Annotated in this window: 19 protein-coding genes; 10 read left to right on the forward strand and 9 right to left on the reverse strand. The window is 68.2% G+C overall.

Going from position 1 to position 21,847, the window contains the following annotated elements; translation table 11 throughout:
• Positions 1-2: 2 nt before the first annotated feature.
• Together wecB and WKB88_RS11935 are read right to left on the reverse strand one after the other, a co-directional pair.
• On the reverse strand, positions 3-1,118 hold the full coding sequence (gene wecB / locus WKB88_RS11930) for a non-hydrolyzing UDP-N-acetylglucosamine 2-epimerase (RefSeq protein ID WP_445818914.1): 1,116 nt from the start codon (positions 1,116-1,118) through the stop codon (positions 3-5).
• A 128-nt stretch (positions 1,119-1,246) separates the two neighbouring features.
• Positions 1,247-1,501 carry a hypothetical protein gene (locus WKB88_RS11935; protein WP_341394784.1) on the reverse strand — a complete coding sequence of 85 codons (255 nt, stop codon included), beginning with the start codon at positions 1,499-1,501 and terminating at the stop codon, positions 1,247-1,249.
• Between the two features lie 186 nt (positions 1,502-1,687).
• Between WKB88_RS11935 and WKB88_RS11940 the strand changes: the two genes are divergently transcribed.
• From WKB88_RS11940 to rsmD, 3 genes are all read left to right on the forward strand, one after another.
• The gene (locus WKB88_RS11940; RefSeq protein ID WP_445818915.1) at positions 1,688-2,653 is read left to right on the forward strand and encodes a DAK2 domain-containing protein; all 966 of its coding nucleotides are present in this window, start codon (positions 1,688-1,690) and stop codon (positions 2,651-2,653) included.
• Positions 2,643-4,862, forward strand: a complete 2,220-nt coding sequence (gene recG / locus WKB88_RS11945; protein WP_341394785.1) for an ATP-dependent DNA helicase RecG — start codon at positions 2,643-2,645, stop codon at positions 4,860-4,862. The genes WKB88_RS11940 and recG overlap by 11 nt, the downstream gene beginning before the upstream one ends.
• 106 nt (positions 4,863-4,968) lie before the next feature.
• The gene (gene rsmD, locus WKB88_RS11950; RefSeq protein WP_341394786.1) at positions 4,969-5,580 is read left to right on the forward strand and encodes a 16S rRNA (guanine(966)-N(2))-methyltransferase RsmD; all 612 of its coding nucleotides are present in this window, start codon (positions 4,969-4,971) and stop codon (positions 5,578-5,580) included.
• Positions 5,581-5,602: 22 nt separating this feature from the next.
• Here rsmD and WKB88_RS11955 read toward each other — a convergent pair whose 3' ends face one another.
• Together WKB88_RS11955 and WKB88_RS11960 are read right to left on the reverse strand one after the other, a co-directional pair.
• Positions 5,603-6,421, reverse strand: a complete 819-nt coding sequence (locus WKB88_RS11955) for a spermidine synthase (RefSeq protein WP_341394787.1) — start codon at positions 6,419-6,421, stop codon at positions 5,603-5,605.
• Positions 6,421-7,665 (reverse strand): aminotransferase class I/II-fold pyridoxal phosphate-dependent enzyme, encoded by a 1,245-nt coding sequence (locus WKB88_RS11960; RefSeq protein ID WP_341394788.1) that lies wholly within the window; start codon positions 7,663-7,665, stop codon positions 6,421-6,423. The genes WKB88_RS11955 and WKB88_RS11960 overlap by 1 nt, the downstream gene beginning before the upstream one ends.
• Positions 7,666-7,706: 41 nt before the next feature.
• Between WKB88_RS11960 and coaD the strand changes: the two genes are divergently transcribed.
• Positions 7,707-8,186 carry a pantetheine-phosphate adenylyltransferase gene (coaD, locus tag WKB88_RS11965; RefSeq protein WP_341394789.1) on the forward strand — a complete coding sequence of 160 codons (480 nt, stop codon included), beginning with the start codon at positions 7,707-7,709 and terminating at the stop codon, positions 8,184-8,186.
• A 24-nt stretch (positions 8,187-8,210) separates the two neighbouring features.
• On the opposite strand, the gene WKB88_RS11970 is transcribed toward coaD, so the two are convergent.
• Entirely contained in the window at positions 8,211-8,819 is a 609-nt protein-coding gene (locus tag WKB88_RS11970; protein ID WP_341394790.1) for a YdcF family protein, read from the reverse strand.
• 233 nt (positions 8,820-9,052) lie between these two features.
• Between WKB88_RS11970 and WKB88_RS11975 the strand changes: the two genes are divergently transcribed.
• The 4 genes from WKB88_RS11975 to mutM all read left to right on the forward strand — a co-directional run bounded on the left by WKB88_RS11975 (position 9,053) and on the right by mutM (position 11,658).
• Positions 9,053-9,619 carry a YceD family protein gene (locus WKB88_RS11975; protein WP_341394791.1) on the forward strand — a complete coding sequence of 189 codons (567 nt, stop codon included), beginning with the start codon at positions 9,053-9,055 and terminating at the stop codon, positions 9,617-9,619.
• Between the two features lie 2 nt (positions 9,620-9,621).
• The gene (rpmF, locus tag WKB88_RS11980; protein ID WP_055240805.1) at positions 9,622-9,825 is read left to right on the forward strand and encodes a 50S ribosomal protein L32; all 204 of its coding nucleotides are present in this window, start codon (positions 9,622-9,624) and stop codon (positions 9,823-9,825) included.
• Between the two features lie 73 nt (positions 9,826-9,898).
• Positions 9,899-10,603: a ribonuclease III gene (gene rnc, locus WKB88_RS11985; RefSeq protein ID WP_341394792.1), complete on the forward strand. Its 705-nt coding sequence runs from the start codon at positions 9,899-9,901 to the stop codon at positions 10,601-10,603.
• A 5-nt stretch (positions 10,604-10,608) separates the two neighbouring features.
• Entirely contained in the window at positions 10,609-11,658 is a 1,050-nt protein-coding gene (gene mutM, locus WKB88_RS11990; protein ID WP_341394793.1) for a bifunctional DNA-formamidopyrimidine glycosylase/DNA-(apurinic or apyrimidinic site) lyase, read from the forward strand.
• Positions 11,659-12,149: 491 nt separating this feature from the next.
• Here mutM and WKB88_RS11995 read toward each other — a convergent pair whose 3' ends face one another.
• On the reverse strand, positions 12,150-12,968 hold the full coding sequence (locus WKB88_RS11995) for a serine hydrolase domain-containing protein (protein ID WP_341394794.1): 819 nt from the start codon (positions 12,966-12,968) through the stop codon (positions 12,150-12,152).
• 51 nt (positions 12,969-13,019) lie between these two features.
• Between WKB88_RS11995 and WKB88_RS12000 the strand changes: the two genes are divergently transcribed.
• The gene (locus WKB88_RS12000) at positions 13,020-13,151 is read left to right on the forward strand and encodes a hypothetical protein (protein WP_341394795.1); all 132 of its coding nucleotides are present in this window, start codon (positions 13,020-13,022) and stop codon (positions 13,149-13,151) included.
• Here the strand turns inward: WKB88_RS12000 and WKB88_RS12005 are convergent.
• The 3 genes from WKB88_RS12005 to WKB88_RS12015 are packed head-to-tail and all read right to left on the reverse strand — an operon-like array spanning position 13,148 to position 17,921.
• Positions 13,148-14,266, reverse strand: a complete 1,119-nt coding sequence (locus tag WKB88_RS12005; protein ID WP_341394796.1) for an NAD-dependent epimerase/dehydratase family protein — start codon at positions 14,264-14,266, stop codon at positions 13,148-13,150. The genes WKB88_RS12000 and WKB88_RS12005 overlap by 4 nt on opposite strands.
• Positions 14,263-16,902: an alpha/beta fold hydrolase gene (locus WKB88_RS12010; RefSeq protein WP_341395082.1), complete on the reverse strand. Its 2,640-nt coding sequence runs from the start codon at positions 16,900-16,902 to the stop codon at positions 14,263-14,265. Before WKB88_RS12010 ends, WKB88_RS12005 begins: the two co-directional genes overlap by 4 nt.
• Positions 16,896-17,921: a 3-oxoacyl-ACP synthase III gene (locus tag WKB88_RS12015; RefSeq protein WP_341395083.1), complete on the reverse strand. Its 1,026-nt coding sequence runs from the start codon at positions 17,919-17,921 to the stop codon at positions 16,896-16,898. Before WKB88_RS12015 ends, WKB88_RS12010 begins: the two co-directional genes overlap by 7 nt.
• A 215-nt stretch (positions 17,922-18,136) precedes the next feature.
• Here WKB88_RS12015 and smc point away from each other — a divergent pair, with 215 nt between their 5' ends.
• Complete coding sequence (smc, locus tag WKB88_RS12020) at positions 18,137-21,745, forward strand: chromosome segregation protein SMC (protein ID WP_341394797.1); 3,609 nt, start codon at positions 18,137-18,139, stop codon at positions 21,743-21,745.
• The last annotated feature ends 102 nt before the right edge of the window (positions 21,746-21,847 follow it).

Consider the following 21,847-nt stretch of genomic DNA (forward strand, 5'->3'; position numbering starts at 1 on the left):
ATCTATATGCTGAGAAGGTTCTCGAGCGCATCGAGGCTCCGCACCGCAGCAGTCCCATCCCCGTAGGGATTCATCGCTTCGGCCATGGAGTTAAAATGCTCCCGGTCGTGCAGCAGGCTGCCCACTTCGGAAACTATGCGGTCCTCGTCTGTGCCGATCAGTTTCACCACGCCGGCGTCGACGGCTTCCGGCCGTTCGGTGTTCTCGCGCATGACCAGGACGGGCACGCCCAGGCTCGGTGCCTCTTCCTGGACTCCGCCGGAGTCGGTCAGGATGATGTGGGCCAGGGACAGCAGGCGGGTGAACTCGCCGTACTCCAGCGGTTCGGTAATCAGCACGTTGGCCAGACCGTTCAGGTGGGGGAGCACGGCTTCCCGGACCACCGGATTGGCATGGATCGGCAGCACGATGGTCAGGTCAGGCTCAGCGGCGGCAATGCGGGCGAGGGCCCGGCCGATACCCTGCATGCCTTCGCCCTGATTTTCCCGGCGGTGCGTCGTGACCAGGAGGACTTTGCGCCCGGAAACGGCCAGGTCTTCCAGAACCGGGTCCACAAAGGGAATATTCTTTTCCACCGTCGCCAGCAGGGCGTCAATGACGGTGTTCCCGGTGACGACGATGTTGTCCGGATCGACGTTCTCCGCGAGCAGGTTCTGCCGGCTGCCCTCGGTGGGGGCAAGGTGCAGGGAGGCAATCTGCGAGGTGATCTTGCGGTTGCCTTCCTCCGGGAAGGGGGAGGAGGGATCGCCGCTGCGGAGGCCGGCCTCAAGGTGCACCACGGGGATCCCATGGTAGAACGCGGCCATGGCGGCGGCTGTGGAGGTTGTGGTGTCGCCCTGGACAATCACGGCGTCCGGCCGGTTGACATTGAAGAGCTTCTCCAGGCCGTCGATGGTTCGAGCAAGAATGCCGTTGAGGGACTGCCCGGGCTCAAAGATGTTGAGGTCGTGGTCCGGTTCAATCCCGAAAAGGTTGTTGACCTGGTCCAGCATCGAACGGTGCTGCCCGGTGACGGTGACAAAGCAGTCCAGCACGGTGGACTTCTTCAGCGCAGCCACAATGGGCGCCATCTTAATGGCCTCGGGACGCGTCCCGTATATAGGCATGACAACCGGCAATGGACAACCCCCAACAGGCAAAAACGTGCAATGTAATCCCTTAGCGTAGCGGATTCGTGTTTCAGGGAGTTTTCCGGCCGAAAGCGCAGCCAATATGTTATGCGGCATCCCAGGGGGAGCCGGCCCGGTTATCCGAAGAGGAAAAGCAGGACAGCCAGGGTGGGAACGGCAAGGATGACGAGCGATATTACGGTGACCGCCGCGGCCCTCTGCCTGCGGTAACGCGCGGACCGAACCGGCCGGGATGCCAGCGCCGGAGCAGCCGGGCGGCTGGCCGAAGGGGTGCCGGTTGGGGGAGTCGCGGGGGAGGTGGATTCGTCCGTCATGCGTGCGGTGCTCATGTGTCTCGCAGCGGCAATGTCCGGGTACTGCTTGTGCGCCATAGACTCAACCTTCCCACATTTGTGCAAATCGTTATCGGCGCAGCCAAGGTCACTGCGGTAGGCTTCCTACTGTCCAAACGGGCACGGAGGCGATGGCGCCTACTGCCTGAATGTCAGCGACAGCACGGAAACGGGATCACTTTGCAGACCAAAATCACCGCGAATGCACAGGCGCTGAAGCGATGGTTGAGCAACGCGGAAGTGTCTCTGGGCAACCACAGTGACCGGCTCAACGCGATCAACATCTTCCCGGTGGCCGACGGCGACACCGGCACCAACCTCTACCTCACCCTCCGTTCCGCGTCCCGGGCCATCGCCGACGCCGAGACCACGGACATCGGCGAACTGCTGGGAATCGCCGGCCGGGCCGCCATGGAGGACGCCAAGGGCAACTCCGGCACCCTGCTTTCGGTCTTCCTGACCGCCATGGCCGAACCGCTGCAGGGCAGCACCCGGCTTTCGGCACCCCTGCTGGCAACCGCTTTGAACCGGGCGCAGCTGCGCTCCTGGTCCGTCCTCAGCGACCCGGTGCCCGGAACCATGCTCTCGGTGCTGGAGGAAGCAGCCCGCGCCGCCATGGACGAGCAGGCGGCCCAGACCGGCGATGATTCCAACGCGGGCCTGGCCACCACCCTGGGGGCGGTCATGAACGCCGCCCTGGCCGCCGTCGTACACACCGAACTGCAGCTGGACGCCCTCACCCAGGCCAAGGTGGTCGACGCCGGCGGGGTGGGCTTCCTGCTCGTGCTGGATGCCCTGCGCGCGGCCGCACTGGGCGAGGAACTGCAGGAGGAACTCCTGGACGGGCTGCACGGCTACGACGTGCAGGCACCGCACATCCACAGCAACATGCCGCGGATGGAAGGGGTGGAGGTCATGTGCACCATCAACCTCAGCCCGCTGGATGCCGCCACCCTGCGCCTGCAGCTGGACGAGCTGGGGGACTCGGTCATCATGAGCGCCGTCAACGCGGTGGGGGACGGCTACCGCTGGCGCGTGCACGTCCACACGCCCGACGCCGGTGCCGCCATTGACCTGCTCCGCACCGTGGGCGAGCCCATGAACCTGACGATTACGGAGCTGTCCGCGGACGGCCACGAAACGAATGAAATTGCCGAGGGCAGCGAGATCCACGAGGCCCATGAAGTCTAACGTTCCCCCGGAACTCGATTTCCCGCTCGACCGGCGCATCGGCAAGCCGTCCGCCGCGAAGCTCGACAAGCAGCTGGGCCTGAAAACCGTGGGCGACCTGCTGCACCATTTCCCGCGGCGCTACATGGAGCGCGGCGAGCTGACTCCCATCGCGGACATCCCGTACGACGAGGACGTCACGCTGATTGCCCGGGTGCAGACCGCCAACTCCCGGCGGATGCAGACCCGCAAGGGCATGCTGCTGGAAGTCACCGTCACCGACGACGATTCCGGCGCCCTGGGCCTGCTGCACCTGACCTTCTTCAACGGCTGGAAAGCGCAGCAGGAACTCACCGTCGGCACCCGCGCCATGTTCTCCGGCAAGGTGAGCGTCTACCGGAACAACCTGACACTGACCAACCCCAACTACGTGGTGCTCACCGAGGACGCCGACGACGAGGAAGAGGCCAAGCGGCCCATCCCCATCTACCCGGCCACCACCAAGCTCAACAGCTGGGACATCAAGAAGGCCGTCGACGCGCTGCTGGTCACCATGCAGGCCGAAGAACTGCACGACCCCATTCCCGAGCCCATCCGGAAACGCGAAAACCTGCTGGGCCTGACCGAGGCGTACGAGAAGATCCACCGTCCCGCTGAAGTGGGGGAGGCCTACAAGGCCCGGCACCGGTTCCGCTACCAGGAGGCGCTGGTGCTGCAGACCGCTTTGGCCCGGCGGCGCAGCGCTGCGGAGCAGGAGGACGCCACCGCCCGTCCACCCCGCACCGGCGGCTTGCTGGACCGCTTCGATGCCTCCCTGCCGTTCACGCTGACCAACGGCCAGTTCGACGTCGGGCGGGAACTGAGCGAGGACCTGGCCCGCCCGCATCCGATGAACCGGCTGCTGCAGGGCGAGGTGGGCTCGGGCAAAACCCTGGTGGCCCTGCGCGCCATGCTGCAGGTGATCGACGCCGGCGGGCAGGCCGCGCTGCTGGCCCCCACCGAGGTCCTCGCCGCCCAGCACTACGAATCCATCACCAGGACGCTGGGCCCGCTGGGCCAGGGCGGCCGGCTGGGCAGCGATGACGACGCCACGCAGGTGACGCTGCTGACCGGCTCCATGAACACCGCCCAGCGCCGTGCCGCCCTGCTGGACGCCGCGAGCGGCAGCGCGGGCATCGTCATCGGCACGCACGCCCTGCTCTCCGAGCACGTGCAGTTCGCCGATCTGGGACTCGTCGTCGTCGACGAGCAGCACCGTTTTGGCGTCGAACAGCGCGACGTCCTGCGCACCAAGGGCCGCAGCACCCCGCACCTGCTGGTCATGACCGCCACCCCCATTCCGCGGACCGTGGCAATGACCGTGTTCGGGGACCTGAATGTCTCCACGCTCTCCGAGCTGCCCGCCGGCCGCGCCCCCATTTCCACCTTCATGGCGCCGCTGTCGGAAAAGCCGGCCTGGAACCGCCGCATCTGGGAACGGGCACGGGAAGAGATCGACGCCGGCCGGCAGGTGTACGTGGTCTGCCCCAAGATCGGGGACAAGGAGGAGGAACCGGGTTTTGACATGGCCTTCTTCGATGCCGGTCCGGGCCCGGGAAGCAAAGCGGACAAGCTGAACCTGGCGTCCGTTCTCGAAATGCACCAGCAGCTCTCCGAGGTCCCCGCGCTCGCCGGCGTGCGCATCGGCGTCCTGCACGGGCGGCTTGACCCGGCGGACAAGACCGAAACCATGGCCGCCTTCAACCGCGGCGAAATTGACCTGCTCATCTCCACCACCGTCATCGAAGTGGGGGTGGACGTGCACAACGCAACGCTGATGATCATCGAGGACGCCGACCGCTTCGGCATATCCCAGCTGCACCAGCTGCGCGGCCGCGTGGGCCGCGGCGGCCTGCCCGGCACCTGCCTGCTGGTAACCCGGCTGGAACCCGGACATCCCAGCCGGGAGCGGCTGGAGGCCGTGGCCTCGACCACCGACGGTTTCGAGCTCTCCCGCCGGGACCTGGAGCTGCGGCGCGAAGGCGACATCCTCGGCGCCTCGCAGTCCGGCGGCCGCTCAACGCTGAAGCTGCTGCGGGCTATCCAGGATGAACCGCTGATCGAGAAGGCCCGCGCCGATGCCACTGCCCTGGTGGAGGAGGACCCGGAGCTGACGCAGTACCCGGCCCTGAACGAGGCGATCGAGGACTACCTGAACCCGGAGAAGGAAGCCTTCCTGGACCGCGGCTGACTCTGCGCCTTACCGGGCGGCTGGCTCTGCGGCCGACCCCGTGGCCGGCCCCGTGGCCGGGGCAGCCGGACACAGCGAACAGTTAAAGCCCGATAAAGTAAAACCCATGAGCCGCATCATTGCCGGAACCGCCGGCGGAACCTCCCTGACCAGCGTTCCCGGAACGGGAACCCGCCCCACCACGGACCGGGTCAAGGAAGCACTGTTTTCCCGGCTCGAGTCCTACGACATCCTCTCCGGCGCCCGCGTACTGGACCTCTTCGCCGGGTCCGGCGCCCTCGGCGTCGAAAGCGCCAGCCGCGGCGCCGTCTCCGTGGACCTGGTGGAACTGGCCGACAAGGCCGCCGGCACCTGCAAGCAGAACGCCAAGCTGATCAACGATGCCGCCGGCCGCAGCATCGTCAACGTGCACCGCGCCAAAGCCGACACCTACCTGCTGCGCGTCCCCGCTGACGTCACTTGGGACCTGGTGTTTCTGGATCCGCCCTACGACCTGGACGAGGAAGACCTCTCCGCCGTGCTCCGGGCGCTGCCCCGCCACCTGGCCGAGGGCGCCGTCGTCGTGCTGGAACGCTCCACCCGCTCACCGGAACCGGTCTGGCCGGAGGGCATGGAACGCTTCAGCGAACGCAAGTACGGGGAAACCACGCTCTGGTTCGCCGAACCGGCGCAGACCCAGGACGAGACCGACGACGACGCGGCGGCTGCCGGCTCCTAACCCGCTCAGCTGAGTACGCCGCTCAGCCGGCCGAGGCGAACACGTCCAGCCGCTCACCGGTCAGGACCTCCGCCGGATGCGGGCCGGCGGCCAGCAGCTGCGCGGTCCACTCCTCGGGCCATGGGAAGGCCGTGGCGGCTAGGACAATGTTGCCCGGAAAGCGGCCGGTGAACATCGATTTCTCGGCCAGCGCCGCGAAGCCGGCCTCCGGGATTCCCTGCAGGCCCTCCTGGAGAGCGCGGACCTGCCGCCGGCAGAAGGCCAGCCCCGGATCGTCGCCCACGTTCACCAGAAGAACCCCGGAGGGGGAGAGCAGGGCAGCGGCCTCGGCATAGAACTCCGGCGTGGTCAGGTGTTCGGGGGCGTCTGCTCCGGCAAAGACATCGAGAACGATGGCGTCGAAGGTGCCGGGTTCATAGCGCGAGAGCGCATCCCGCGCGTCTCCGATGACCGTCTCCAGCACGGTGCCCTCGGGCAGCGGCAGGTGCGCCAGGACAAAGTCCAGCAGTTCACGCTCCAGCTCCACCGCGTGCTGCTCCGAGCCCGGGCGGGTGGCCTGCAGGTACCGGGTGAGGGTCAGCGCCCCGGCGCCCAGGTGCAGGGCCCGCAGCGGCGCTCCCGCGGGAGCGGCCAGGTCCAGGACGTTGCCGATCCGCCGCAGGTACTCGTAGAAGATCTCCTCGGGATGGGCCAGGTTCACATGCGACTGCTCGGCGCCGCCGATGCTCAGCACCCAGGCCCCGGGACTGAACCCGTCTTCGGTGATGGTGGCGTGGGCGCCGATGCCGCGCAGCAGCCGTGACGGGGTGCGCCCGTCGTTCTTTGGCGCTTTGACCGCCATCAGAGCACCTGTCCCAGCTTGGCGATGCGCTCGGCCGCTTCCTGCAGCACGTCGGTTTTTTTGCAGAACGCAAAACGCAGCAGCGTCCGGGTGTGCCTGGCACCCTCCTCATGGCAGAACACCGCCACCGGGATGGCGCCCACACCCACCAGCTCGGGCAACCGGCGGGCCAGTGCTGTGGCGTCGGTGATGCCCAGGGGCGCGACGTCGGCGTTGACGAAGTAGGTTCCCTGCGGCTCGAAGACGGTCAGGCCGGCCGCACGCAGTCCCTCGCTCAGCACGTCGCGCTTGGCCTGCAGTGTCTTGGCGGCGCCGGTAAAGAATGCGTCCTCCATCCCGAGGCCCAGGGCAATGGCGCCCTGGAACGGAGTGCCGGAGCTGTAGCTGAGGAAAGACTTCACGGCGCGCACAGCTGCCACCAGCTCCGCCGGTCCGGACAGCCAGCCAATCTTCCAGCCCGTGAAGGAGAACGTTTTGCCGGCGGAGGAAATGGTCAGGGTGCGCTCCGCGGCGCCGGGCAGCGTGGCCACGGGAACATGCCGGGGCCCGAAGGTGAGGTGTTCATACACTTCGTCGGTCACGATGAGCGCGTTGTACTTGGCGGCCAGCTCCACGACCCGCTGGAGGGTCTCGGCGGGAAAGACGGCGCCGGTGGGGTTGTGCGGGTTGTTTACCAGCACCACCCGGGTGCGCTCGGAGAAGGAGTCTTCCAGGGTGGCCAGATCCGGCTGGAAGTCCGGTGCCAGCAGCGGCGCCGTGGTGTGGGTGGCTCCGCTGAGGCCGATGATCGCCCCGTAGGAGTCATAAAACGGTTCGAAGGTCAGGACTTCGTCGCCCGGTCCGGTCAGGGCCAGCAGGGTGGCGGCAATGGCCTCGGTGGCGCCGGTGCTGATGATGATCTGGGTGTCCGGATCCAGGGACAGCCCGTAGAAGCGTTCCTGGTGGGCGGCGACAGCGTTGCGCAGCACCGGCAGTCCCTGTCCGGGTGCGTACTGGTTTCTGCCATCGAGGATGGCGGCGCGTGCTGCCTCCATCACTTCGGCCGGACCGTCCTCATCGGGGAATCCTTGGCCCAAATTGATGGCGTTGTGCCGGCCGGACAGGACGGTGATTTCCTCGAAGATGGTCACCCCCAGCGCTCCGTCTGCGCCGAGAAGATTGGCGCCGGCGGCGGTGCGCTGCCAGGGCGGGGTTCCTCCGGCGGAGTCGGAGCGTAACAGCGATGCGGAATGGGGAGAGCTCATGCCTTCCAGTATTACCCGCTTTGACCGGGTAGATTCGACCTATGCGACGCGCTGTATGCCCCGGATCCTATGACCCCATCCACAACGGACACGTAGAGGTGATAGCCCGCGCGGCCAGCCTGTTCGATGAAGTGATTGTGGCGGTCTCCACCAACTACGCCAAGAAATACCGGTTTTCCGGCCCGGAACGGCTCGCGATGGCACGCGAAACCCTGGGCGCCCTGCGCGGGGTCTCGGTTGTTCCCATGGGCGACGGTCTGCTGGCCGACTTCTGCCGCGAGCACGGCGTGGACGCCATTGTGAAGGGGCTGCGCTCGGTCCAGGATTACCAGTACGAGCTGCCCATGGCCGTCATGAACCGTCACCTGACCGGCGTCGAAACCGTGTTCCTGCCGGCCGAGAGCCGCTACACCCACCTGTCCTCAACGCTGATCAAGGAAGTCTCGGCGCTCGGCGGCGATGTCAAGGAGCTGGTGCCGCTGGCCGCGTTCCGGCGGCTGCAGCAGGACCAGGGCGCCTAAGCCGCGCTAAAGGAGCCTGAGCCGCTAGATCCGGCTCGCGCAGGCAGGCCGCAGCACCGACGCCGCCAGCCCGCCGGTCTCCTCGACAAACCGCCCCAGCCACTGGCCGGGGGAGAGGTCGGGGTCGGAGGGCACCATGGTGAGTGTCGCCGTCGAGCACTGGCTGATGTTGGTTTCAGCGCGCAGCAGGTGATAGCGGGACGTCACCACAATCAGGTTGTCCCAGCCGTTGTCCGCGGCCAGCCGGGCGACGGCGCGGGCCTCGCCGCGGGTGGTCAGCGGCTCCGGCAAGAAGCAGGTCACCGCGGGGCTGGAAATGTAGTCGCAGTACATGTCGGTGATCCTGTTGCCGGGGGTGTCCGTGGTGGAGAGCACCAGATCGCCGGCGTAGCCCTGGTAGGACAGGTCCCGGCCCACCGGCAGGCGTTCCGATGCCGCACCGGCAAGGACCACAACGGCGTCGGCCCCGGCAGGTTCATGCACCTGCGGATAGTAGAAGAGCAGGACAGCCGCAAACAGCCAGATCAGCAGGGCGGAGACGACGGTGGCGACGGCGATATCGACACTGCGCGGTACTCCGCGCTGAAGCCGGACCACCAGGCGGTGCGGCAGGACGCGGAGGGAGGGAAGCATCCCGACAGTTTATGCGAGCGGGGTCCTTTTGCGAGCCGGGAGGGCTGCGATGTAAACCGGCGGCGCTATGGGCTGTAAACTGGAATGAGCAGCCCGTGCCCTGCCTCGATCTGAGGCGAGCTGCGGCGCAGTTTGAGAGAATCGGCCGTATCAGGCTAAGATGATATGTCGGTCTATGTTCTACAGGAGTTCTCATTAGCGTTCAGTCGCGGATTAATCCGGGTTCGTCGCCCTTGGCCATTAGTGTCAAGGATCTCGGGCGCAGCCCGGGGGTTATGCGGACTATGCACGAACATGTTCCGGCACCGAAGGACTTCGGTGTTGCGCTTATCGGCGTGCCGGAAGGTGCAGATCTTGATCTGGACCTGAGGTTCGAGGCCGTGCACGAGGGGATTTTAGTATCCGGAACCGTCATCGCTCCTGTTCAGGGAGAATGCGGACGGTGCCTGAAGCCCATCGCGTACGACGAAGAAGTCGATGTGCAGGAACTCTTCTACTACGAGGACGCTGAGTCTTTCGGAACAGAAGAGGAAGAAGAGCAACACCGGATCGAGCGAGATGTCATCGATCTTGAGCCGGTTTTGCGGGACGCAGTGGTAACCACCCTGCCGTTCCAGCCGGTGTGCCGGGAGGACTGCGAAGGCCTTTGCTCCGAATGCGGAGCGCGCCTTGAGGAGGATCCGGGTCACCACCACCAAACAGTGGATCCTCGCTGGGCAGCCCTCTCCGGGCTGGCTGGCAGCGCCGCAGACAATTCTGCGGCAACAAGTACAGAGTCAGACGAGAGAGAAGAGAGTTAGTCGTGGCTGTTCCCAAGCGGAAAATGTCCCGCTCGAATACGCGTGCACGCCGGTCCCAGTGGAAGGCAACTGCCCCCAACCTGGTGAAAACCGTTGAGAACGGCCGCGTTACCTACAGCCTGCCTCACCAGGCCAAGGTCGTGACCGACTCAGCTGGTACCGCGCTGTTCCTTGAATACAAGGGCCGCAAGGTAGCGGACGTCTAAGACCAGTGTTCCTTCCCTGCACGGCAGTGTCGGACGGGGAAATGAATACTGCTTTTCGGGTCAATACCAAAAAGTGAAGAATACTGAAGAGCTTCTGAAGCGTCTCGGTGTCGATATCGACGCCGGGACGCTTCGTCTTGCCCTCACGCACCGCTCCTACGCTTACGAGCAGGGCGGCATCCCCACGAACGAACGCCTGGAGTTCCTGGGGGACTCCATCCTGGGGTTTTCCGTCACCGACGCGCTGTACCGGGACAACCCGGACCTGTCCGAGGGCGAGCTGGCCAAGCGCCGCTCCGCCGTCGTCAGCACCCGCGCGCTGGCCGGAGTCGCCCGGGAACTCGAACTGGGCCAGTACATTCTGCTCGGCCAGGGCGAGAAACTCACCAAGGGCCGGGACAAGTCCTCCATCCTGGCGGACACCACCGAAGCCCTGATCGGCGCCGTCTACCTGTGCCACGGGATCGAAACCGCCCGCGCCATGGTGATGCGGCTGATCGGTCCGCTGCTGCGCAACGCCGACGCCCTGGGCGCCGGCACCGACTGGAAAACCAGCATCCAGGAGATCGCGGCGAGCCGAAAGCTCGGTGACATCGAATACAAGGTCACCGGCTCCGGCCCCGACCATTCCCGCAGCTTTGTCGCCGTGCTCCACATCGGCGACAAGCCCTACGGAAGCGGCACCGGACACTCCAAGAAGGAAGCGGAGCAGGAAGCTGCCGCCGCGACCTGGAAGATGGTGTGCCCCGCGGGCAGCTCCGCGGCTTCCGGAGCCTAGCTCCCGTGCCCGAACTGCCTGAAGTGGAAGTGGTCCGCCGCGGACTGGCCTCATGGGTCCGCGGCCGGACCATTACCGGCGTCGAAATCCTTGATCCCCGCTCCGTGCGGCGCCATGCCGCCGGCCCCGAGGACCTGCGCGGCAACCTCGAGGGAGCCGTCGTCACCGACGTGGCCCGCCGCGGCAAATTCCTGTGGATGCCGCTGGTTGAGGCCGAACCGGCTGCGCCGTCGGGGGCTTCCGCTGATTCCTCCGCCACTTCCGTCCCTTCTGTCACGGTGTCCGCTGCGCCGTCCCTTCCGTCGGCCGACGACGGCGTTCCCCGGCTGGCGCTGATGGCCCACCTGGGCATGAGCGGGCAGCTGTTGATGGAAGACCCGCACCTGCCCGACGAAAAACACCTCAAGGTCCGGCTCACGCTCAGCCCCGCGGTGTCCGCTGACGGAACGCCGATGCCGGCCGAGCTGCGGTTTGTGGATCAGCGTATTTTCGGCGGCGTGTTCCTCACCGACCTTCAGCCCACTCCCGACGGCGCCCCCGGCGGCCTGTCCGAGACCGGGCTGCCGCTGATTCCCGAGGAAGCCGCGCACATTGCGCGCGACCCGTTGGATCCGGCGTTCTCCTTTGAAGACTTCTACGTCCGGCTGCGCAAACGCAAAACCGGCATCAAGCGCGCACTGCTGGACCAGGGGCTGATCTCCGGCGTGGGAAACATCTACGCCGACGAAGCCCTCTGGGCCGCGAAACTCCATTTCGCCCGGCCGACCGACACGATGCGCCGGGCCGATGCCCTGCGCCTGGTGGAGTCCGCCCGCGACGTCATGACCCGCGCCCTGGCCGCCGGAGGCACCAGCTTCGACTCCCTCTACGTGAACGTCAATGGCGCCTCCGGGTACTTTTCCCGGTCCCTGAACGCCTACGGCCGCGAGGGTGAACCGTGTCCGCGGTGTGCCGCCGTCGGGCTTTCCACCCTGATCCGGCGCGATTCCTTCATGAACCGCTCCTCGTACAGCTGTCCCGTGTGCCAGCCGAAGCCGCGCAACGGCCGCTGGTAGGGAGGACCTGCTCCGAATTTCCTGTTCGGGCTTCGGCAGTGGGGTCGGACTCTTGGTTCGGGCCATGAGGTTCGGGCTCGGTGCACAGAAACGGCCTTGGCGGGTACCGGTACGCCTTGGCGGGTACCGGTAGTACAGATAACGGGCTTTTACCAGTCGGATAAGCCCGTTATCTGTACTACGGACTTGCCGCCGAACGGTCTCGGGTCGTTTCGATCTCGGCCGGGGCACTGGTTCCCACTCTTTGAGCGCTTCCGGGATCCCGGTCGTCACAGCAGCAACACCTGTCCCAAACGGTGGGAACCAGTGCGCGGGCAGGGTCACTCCGGCCCGCCCAAGCTCCAAACGGCTGCGATCACACGACCGCACGCCGCCCAACCGCTCGACGGGCCTAACCCTCCGAGCTGGCCTAACCGACCGAGCGGCCCATTCACGCCCGAGCGGCCTAACCGACCGAGCGGCCCATTCACGCCCGGCCGGACCGCTAGCTGTCAGGCGCGGCCGAGCTCCGCGAGAATACCGTCGGTGAACGGAGGCCAGACCTCGGCAGCCCAGGGCCCAAAATCGCGGTCCGTCAGAGCCACCGCCGCGGCACCGGCCTCCGGGTCCACCCAGAGGAACGTACCGGACTGGCCGAAGTGGCCGAAGGTCCGCGGCGAGCTGTTGCCACCGGTCCAATGCGGAGACTTGGAATTGCGGATCTCAAAGCCCAGGCCCCAGTCGTTCTCCTTCTGCCGGCCGAAACCGGGAAGGACACCGGACAGGCCGGGGAAGACGACGGCGGTTGCCTCGGCCAGGCGTCCCGGCGCGGTGAGTACGGGCTGCTGCAGCTCGGCGACAAACCGGCTGAGATCGGCCACCGTGGAGACGGCGCCGGCGGCGGGGGAGCCTTCGAGCGCGGTGGAGTTCATGCCGAGGGGAGCGAGAACACCGTCGCGCATGTAGTCGGCCATGGAAATGCCGGTGGCCTCCTCCAGGGTTTCCCCGAGCACCTCGAATCCGGCATTGGAGTACAGGCGCCGGGTTCCCGGCTCGTAGCGGACGGTGCGTTCACCGAAGTCATAGCCGGCACTGTGCGCCAGCAGGTGCCGCACCGTGGAGCCCTCGGGCCCGGCGGGCTGGTCCAGCTCCAGAGCTCCTTCATCCAGCGCCACCAGCATGCTGTACGCGGTCAGGAGCTTGGTCACCGAAGCCAGCGGGTACCGCCGCTCGAGATCCCCGGCTGTGCCGGCCACACTGCCGTCCGCCAGTACGACGGCGGCCGAGGCATTCTCGACCGGCCAGTTTTCAATAACCTTGACGCTGTCCATGAAGTTCCTCTGCTGTGAATCGAAGGGGGACGAAGTAGTGGGGACCGGCGGATGCGGGGCGCACGGTCGGGACACGAGCCGCTGACGCCGAGGCTGCCCCGCACCGGCAACGATGCACCGGCACCGGCACCGGCACCGGCACTGATGCCCGGCACCGACGCCCGGCGCATCTGCGGGGTCTAGGCCGCAGTGCCGCCGTAGTGGGCTGCGAGCCGCCGCATGCCGTCCTCCACGGTAACCGCCGGCGTCCAGTCCAGCACTTCACGGGTGCGGCGCTGGTCAAACCAGTGCGAGGTGGACAGTTGTTCGGCCAGGAACCGGGTCATCGGTGGCTCGTCATGCACCAGCCCGCGGGTTCCGGCAGCCAGCCAGGCCCGTTCAATCACCGATCCGGCCCCGCGGGCCGCCCAGCCCGGAACACTCCACGCGGGAGCGGAAACCCCGGCCGCGGCGCAGATGCCGGCGATGAGCTCGCCGACCGGACGGGGCTGTCCGTTGGTCACCACCAGCGCCTGCCCGTGGGCGGAATCCATCCGCTCCAGTCCGCGAACGATGGCCGAAGCGGCGTTGCTGATGTACGTGGTGTCGATCAGGGCGGTGCCGCCGTCCAGCAGGGGCAGCCGTCCGGCACGGGCGCGGTCGATGACGCGCTCCACCAGCTGCGTGTCGCCGGGTCCCCACACGATGTGCGGGCGGATGGCGTCCACTCGGAAGCCGGGGGAGTCCTCGGCCAGGGCGAGCAGCTCGGCGGCAGCCTTGGACCGGGCGTAGAAACCGCGGGCCCGGTCCGGATCGGCGGTGCCGGCGTCCGCTCCGGCGATCGGCTCGCCGAAGTGCGCCACCGACGGCGAGGACACAAAGACGAAGTCCCGGACACCGGCTGCCTTCGCCGCGTCAAGCAGGGTCCGCGTTCCGGTGATGTTGGTGTCCACGAAGTCCTGCCACTCGCCGGTGAAGGACACCTTCGCAGCCAGATGCACGACGGCGTCCATCCCCTCGACAGCGCGGGCGACGGCCGCCGGGTCGGAGACGGAGCCGGCGATGGACTCAAACGCCGAACCGACGTCGGGCTTTCCGTCGGACGGCTGGTCGGAGAACAACGGCGGCATGGGGGTGCGCTGCAGGGTGCGCACCTTGTGGCCTCTGTCGGCCAGCAGCTGTGCAACGGCCCCGCCGAGCAGCCCGCTGGCACCGGTCACCAGGACCCGGCGCGGCGCCTCAACCGCACTCAGCCCCGGGATTCCAACAGAACTCGACTCCGGCACTTCGGCAGCCCCGGTTCCGTCTGCCGCGCTCATTTGCGTCCGCCCGTTCCGGGAACCCGCGCCCGTCCGCCGGCCAGGACCTGCTCGGCCCAGCCAGCCAGGGCAGTGCGGTCAATCTTGGAATTGTGCCGGATATCGGTGGGCATAGCGGGCAGAACCAGCACGGCGGCCAGGTCCAGCCCGGCTCCGGCGGCAACGGCCGTCCGCACAGCGGCGGTCAGCTCCGGCGCTGCGGTGCCGGCCCGGCGCACCGGTTCCTGAAGTTCCAGCACGGCCACCGGAACCTGGGTTCCGGCCGGGCCGACGCCCACAAGGGCGGCGCGCCCGACGCCGGCCACGGACTCCGCGGCCTGCTCGCCCGCCACGGGGGTGACCACGCCGTCGGGAGTGGTGAGGATGTGCCCGAGCCGGCCTTCGACCCAGAGCCTGCCCTCTTCGTCCAGATGCCCCACATCGCCCGTGCGGTGCCAGCCCGGCAGTGACGAGCTCTTGGCTTCGGTGATCCAGAGCCGGTCGTACCGGTCCTTGACGTGCGGCGCGGAGACCAGGATTTCCCCGGTCACGCCCGGGGCGTCCAGCGCGGTGTCGCCGACGATGCCGTTCGGGGCCAGCTCGGCGATCGCCACCAGGGCTCCGGAAACAGGCGTGCCGACGCAGACGCCGTTGCCGACTCCTGCGGCGCGGATCCCGTCCAGGCTGATGTCGGTGATCGGCAGGGCCTCGGTCATCCCGTAGGGAGTGTGCAGCTCGGCGTTCGGCGCCAGGGCGGAGACCCGGGCCAGCAGCGGCTCCGGAATCGGCGCGCCGGCCGACAGCAGCAGCTCCACCCGGGCCAGGGCCTTGCGCTGGTCCGGACCCAGCTCCGCGGAGGTGGCCAGGACGTTGACCAGGGCCGCCGGAGAGGCGAACACGGTGGTGGCGCCGACGGCGGCAGCCGCATCCGCCAGTGCCGCCGCGGTCAGGGTGCGGGGCGAGGTGACGTCCATGTCCGGAGTGACGGAGGTGGCGCCCAGCGCCGGTCCGAGCAGCGCAAACGGCGCGAAGCCGGCCACCAGCGACGTCCCGGCCTGCAGGTTGTAGGTGTTTTTGAGCGCATCGCGCATGGCGGTGAGCTGCCGGTGCGTGTAGACCACGCCCTTGGCCGGGCCGGTGGACCCGGAGGTGAACAGCACGGCGGCGTCGGTGTCGGGCTGCTCCGGCAGCCACGGAACATCGGCATCTTCTCCGGCGGCAATCAGCTCAGGCACCGAGTGCTTCACGCCCAGCAGCCGTGCCTTGAGCGGCGGCAGCGTCTGCGCGCTGATCCGAACCCCGGGCCAGCCGAACATCCGTGCGCCGGTCAGTGCCCGTTCAATGCCGATGATGTACTGCGGGCCGGCGCCCTTGATGGCGCGGCTCAGGCCCTTGGTGCCCAGCCCGGCGTCGGCAACGACGATCACGGCGCCCAGCCGCAGGCAGGCGTAAATCAGCGAGGTGAGTTCAATGCCCGGCGGCACGAGCAGGTTCACGCGGTCCCCGGGACGGACCCCGGCTGCGGAGAGTCCGGCGGCCAGCCGGTTGACGCGGTGCGCCAGCTCGGTCCAGGACAGAGTGGCCGGGCCGCTGCCCGCGGGTGCGCCCAGCGGGGCCATGTCGACGACGGCGGGGGAGCTGTCGCCGTCGCGCTCGTCCAGTTCAGCCAGCATCGGCCGGAAGACGGAGAGGCCTGCGGCAGCGCGGCCGCGCAGCTCGGCATTCTCGGTGCCCGGGCCGCGGCGCAGCCAGTCGAAGACCGGCGCGGTGATGTCCACGTCTTCGGGCAGCAGGTGGCTGGCGCCTTCGAAGCGGTGCACGTCGGCGTGCGGCAGGCGGTCCATCAGGTCCCGCAGGTAGCGGTCCGAGAACACCGGATCCTTCGGTCCCCACAGCATCAGCGCTGGAACGTCCAGCCGGCGGATGCCCTCGGCCACCCGGTTCAGGGTGCGCCAGCTCGGGTGCGTGGACTCGGCCGGGATGTCGGCAACAAAGTTGGCGACGCCGTCGCGGCGGGCGGCGCTGCGGTAGGGGGCGGAGAACGCGGCACGGACATCCCCGGCCAGTGCGGGCTGCGCGAGGGAGTGGGTGACGCGGATGAAGGCGTCGGTGGCCCGGGTGCCCCAGCCGTGGACGGCCGGGTGCAGGGCCAGCCGCAGCGCCGGCGGAACATCGAAGCCGGCCGGGTGCACCGCGGTATTGGTGAGGACGACGCCGGCGAGCTGGCTGCGGTGCCGCAGCGCCCAGCCCAGCGAAATGATTCCTCCCCAGTCATGCCCGACGGTGACGACCTTGCCGGTCAGGCCCAGCTCCTGCGTGAGGTCGCCGAGGTCGGTGATGCGGTCCTCGAGCCGGCGGAAGGCGCCGGTGCGGGCCGAGAAGCCCATGTCCAGCTGGTCCACGGCGATAACCCGCCACGGCTGCTCGGCAGCGGAACCCGCCGCGAGCAGGGTGCGCCAGAGGTAGGACCAGGTGGGGTTGCCGTGCACGCAGAGCAGCGTGCCGGCCGGCTCGACGCCGCGGGCCTCAAGGTCGGCGGCGTTGTCGAGGATGTGCCACTTGTGAACGGTTCCGGGTCGGTCAACTGCCGCCGTCGAGGGCACCTGGACCAGGGAAGACCAGGATTCCGGGACGCCGGGCCACAGCTCGGTCACCAGGCAATCTCCATCATCATGGTGTTCAGTCCTGAGCCCACGCCCATGCACAGGACGCGGTCGCCGGGGTTCAGGGTGCGGGATTCCTGGGCCAGGGTCATCGGCAGCGACGCCGGGCCCACGTTGCCCCAGCGCGGGAAGGTGATCGGCACGCGGTCCCGGACCAGGTCCACGGCCTTGATGATCGCATTGGTGTAGGAATTGGACACCTGGTGGGTGACGTAGCGGTCCATGGAGCGCCAGTTCCAGCCCTTTTCGTGCGCCTCGTCCCAGGCATTGACGACCAGTTCCAGGCCGCCGTCGAGCAGACCCTTGGTGTCGGTGTACATGCCGTCGACGCCGCCCACGCACAGCTCGTGGTGCTCCGTGCCGGCCCGGGACACGCCGCCCATGATGCGGTGGGAACCGGGGTTCTCGTCGGCGCGGCCGATGACGGCTGCTGCGGCGCCGGAGCCCAGGGTCAGCGTGGCGAACTCGCGCAGGTAGTCCTCGCGGGTGGAATCGGGGCTGTTCAGGCGCGCGAAGGTGGCCTCCTGCGTGCCCTGCGCATCTTCGCCGGCAACGATCAGGGCGTACTTGATCTGCCCGGATTCGATCATGTTCGCGGCCAGGGTCATGCCGTTGACGAACCCGAGGCAGGCGTTGGCCAGGTCGAAGTTCAGGGCCGAAGACGGCAGACCCAGGGCGTTGTGGATCTTGACGGCGACGGACGGCTCAAGGTTGCGTCGCGTCACCGAGGTGTTGATCAGCAGGCCAATCTCGGAGGGTTCGACACCCGCTTCGGCAATCGCCTTCGCGCCGGCCTCGATGGCGGCGTCGTCGAAGTCCGTGCCCGGAGACCACCAGCGCCGCTCGCTCACCCCCGCCACGCGCTCCAGAAGCCGCTTGGAGAGCCTGAGCCGTTTGAGGGACGGCGCCAGCCGTTCATCGAATTCAGCTGAGGTCATAACTACCGGTGCTTCAACGCTGGTGACGCTGAGAAGGGCCGTGTTCTTATGCTGGAAGTTGAAGTTCCCGGTCAAAATGCCTGCCTTGTCTCCTGCTGAAGTGATCGCGCTGGCGGGCTGGGGGGAGCCTGCATCCACGTTCTGATTCACTTGTTCCTTAGAGAATCCTACGTTCCCTGTGGGGCCCAAGGGACGCGCGGGCCGCGATTACGCTCTGCGAGTACTGCAGTTAAGTCTCAGGCACCAAGTAGATTTAAGGAATCACCCGACCGCAGGAAAGATTGGCCCACGTGCATTTGAAGACGCTGACCATGCGTGGATTTAAATCCTTCGCATCAGCCACCACGTTCGAGTTCGAACCCGGGGTGACCGCGGTGGTGGGGCCCAACGGGTCAGGGAAGTCCAATGTGGTGGACGCACTGGCGTGGGTCATGGGCGAGCAGGGCGCCAAGACACTGCGCGGCGGGAAGATGGAGGACGTCATTTTCGCCGGCACCAGCGGCCGCCCTGCACTCGGGCGGGCCCAGGTGTCCCTGACCATTGACAACGCCGACGGCGCCCTGCCGATCGAATACTCCGAAGTCACCATTTCCCGGACCCTGTTCCGTGCCGGCGGCTCCGAGTACGCCATCAACGGTGCCCCCGCCCGGCTCCTGGACATCCAGGAACTGCTCTCCGATTCCGGACTGGGCCGTGAGATGCATGTCATAGTCGGGCAGGGCCAGCTGGACCGGATCCTGCACGCCGGCGCCGACGAGCGCCGCGGCTTCATTGAAGAGGCCGCCGGGATCCTCAAGCACCGCCGCCGCCGCGAAAAAACAGTGCGGAAGCTCGACGCGATGCAGGCCAACCTGGCCCGGCTGACGGACCTCACCTCGGAACTGCGCCGCCAGCTCGGACCGCTGGGCAAGCAGGCCGCCGTCGCGCGCCGCGCCCGCACCGTGCAGCAGGACGCCCGCGACGCCCGGGCCCGGCTGCTCGCCGATGACCTGGTGACGCTGACCGGGACACTGGCCCGGGATGCAGCCGAAGAAACCGCGCTCCTCGCCCGGCGCGACGAGGCCGCCGCGATCCTGGCCGCCGCCCGGGCCCGCCAGGACGAGCTGGAAAAACTTGCCGCCTCCGCAACTCCCCGGGTCAACGCCGCGCGGGACACCTGGTACGGGCTGTCCTCGCTGCGGGAGCGGTACCTGTCCCTGGCGGCGCTGGCCGAGGAACGGCGGCGCCTGCTGGGCAGCTCGGAGCACCGGGAGGAAACCGGCTCCGACCCCGAACGGCTGCAGGCGCAGGCCGGCCGGGTCCGGGCTGAGGCTGCGGCACTGCAGGAAACCATCGAAGAACGCCGCGGTGCGCTGGAGGATGCCGAGGAAATCCGGGCCGCCGCGGAAGCCGAGGCCGCTGCCGAAGAGCAGCGTCTGGCTGCCGTGCTGCGGGCAGCAGCGGACCGCCGCGAAGGCCTTGCCCGGATCTCCGGTGCGGTGGGCGCTGCCCGCTCCCGGGTGGATGCCGCGGAGGCGGAGCTGGGCCGGCTGCGTGCGTCCATTACCGAAGGCGAGGAACGGCGCCGGCGGGCGCAGCAGGAATTCACTGCCCTGGAGAACTCCGCGGCTGGCGCCGAGGAAGGCGAAGAGGGACTGGACGCCGAGTATGAAGACGCCCTCGCCGAACTTGATGCCGCCGCGGCGGCCCTGGAGGATCTGCGCCGCGCCAAACAGGATGCCGAGCGCGAACGCGAAACCCTGACCGCCCGCCGCGATGCCCTGCGCGTGGGTCTGGACCGGAGGGACGGGTCGGCGCTGCTCCTGGACTCAGGGCTGGACGGCGTGCTGGCACCGTTCGCGGCACTGCTCACCGTCCGTTCCGGCTGCGAACGGGCCGTGACGGCGGCCCTGGGATCGGCCGCCGCAGCCGTTGCGGTGGCCGATACCGGTGCTGCAGTGCGCGCCCTGGACCACCTGCGGGAGCACGACGGCGGCCAGGTGGACCTGGTGCTGGCTGCCGGCGGCGGTACCGGCGGGAAAACTCACCGTCCCGCCCCGGCGGAAGGGGCGACCTGGGCGCTGGACGCCGTGCAGGCACCGGAGGAGCTGCAGCGCACACTGGCGGAACTGCTGGACGGCGTTGTCATCGTGGAGTCGCTGGCCGCTGCCGCCCGCGTACTGTCCGGCCGGCCGGAGCTGAAAGCCGTCACCGCCGGGGGAGAGGTCCTCTCCCTTTACGCCGGACGCGGCGGCTCCGCTTCGGCTCCGGGCCTGCTTGAACTGCAGGCAGCAGTGGAAGAGACCGAAGAACGGATCCGTGCTGCTGCCGCCCGGTCCGAACAGGCAGGCTTTGCCCTCTCCGGTGCGGTTGCCCGCCGGGACGCCGCGCAGGCGAAAGCCGATGCGGCGCTGGCCGCCCTGCACGACTCCGATGCCCGGCTGGCCGCCGTCGCCGAGCGGCTCGGGACGCTGGGTTCGGCGCTGCGCTCAGCCGTCGGGGAGTCCGAACGCCTGCAGCGGCTGGTGAGCGCGGCCGAGGAGAATCTTGCCGCGGAACAGGAAGCGCTGGCTGCAGCTGCGGCCCGGCTGGCCGCCGCGGGCGAGGCCCCGGCCGACGAGGAACCGTCTACCGAACACCGGGAAGCGCTCGCGCTCACGGCCGCCGCAGCCCGCCGCGCAGAAACCGATGCCCGCCTCGCGCTGCGCAGTGCGGAGGAACAGCACAAGGCGGTGGCCGGCCGGGCTGCCGGACTCGAACGCGCCGCTGAGAGCGAACGACGGGCGCGTGCCGCAGCGGAAGTCCGCGCCCGTCGTCGTGCCCTGCAGGCAGCGAAGGCAACGGCCGTCGCGGCGGCAGCGCGTGAAGTGCTGCGCTTCCTTGAGGTGTCCCTGGAAGCGGCGGCCGCCGAGCGCGACCATGCCGAATCCGTGCGCACCGCGTGGGATGCCGAACTGGGAACCGTCCGGACCACGGCTGCTAATGCTGCCGCCGAAGTCGCCCGGCTCACCGATTCGGTGCACCGCGACGAACTAGTTCGGGCGCAGCAGCAGCTGCGCGTCGAGGCACTGGAGGCCCGCGCCGTCGAGGAGCTGGGCCTCACCCCTGATCATCTGGTGGCCGAGTTCGGCCCTGACCAGCCCGTTCCGGTTCCGGTTCCGGGTCCGGCGGAGGGCGGCGGCGACAAGTGGGCGGCGCTGCACGCTCCGGTGGATGAGGACGGGAACCCGCTGATGACCGGGGTGCCCTATGACCGGGCGGCGCAGGAGAAGCGCCTCAAGCAGGCCGAGCGGGACCTGGCCGCCCTGGGCCGGGTCAACCCGCTGGCGCTGGAGGAGTTCGCCGCGCTGGAGGAACGGCACACGTTCCTCAGCACCCAGCTGGAGGACCTCAAGGCAACCCGCCGTGACCTGCTGGACATCATCAAGGATGTGGACCGGCAGGTCGAACAGGTGTTCACCGCCGCCTACCGCGACACCGCCGAGCAGTTTGAACGCGTGTTTGCCACATTGTTCCCGGGCGGGGAGGGCCGGCTGGTGCTTACCGATCCGGACAACATGCTGACCACGGGGATCGAGATCCAGGCCCGGCCCGCGGGCAAGAAGATCAAGCGGCTCTCCCTGCTCTCCGGCGGGGAACGGTCGCTGACCGCCGTGGCGCTGCTGGTGGCGATCTTCAAGGCCCGGCCCTCGCCGTTCTACGTCATGGACGAGGTGGAAGCCGCACTGGACGACACCAACCTGGGCCGGCTCATCACCATCTTCGAAGAGCTGAAGGAATCCAGCCAGCTGATTGTCATCACTCACCAGAAACGGACCATGGAAGTCGCCGATGCGCTCTACGGGGTGACGATGCAGGGCGACGGCGTCTCCACGGTGATCAGCCAGCGGCTGGACAAAGCCGCCGGACCTGCCGCCTAGTACCCGGCTGCGGTCTGAGGCCGGCCTGCAGGCGCCGGACCAAAAAGATGCCGCTACGCGGGTCACCAACGGCCGCGGCGGTGCAGGATAGGTGTATCAGAC

The sequence above is a fragment of the Arthrobacter sp. G119Y2 genome (genome assembly GCF_038069765.1).
Lineage (GTDB): Bacteria > Actinomycetota > Actinomycetes > Actinomycetales > Micrococcaceae > Arthrobacter_B.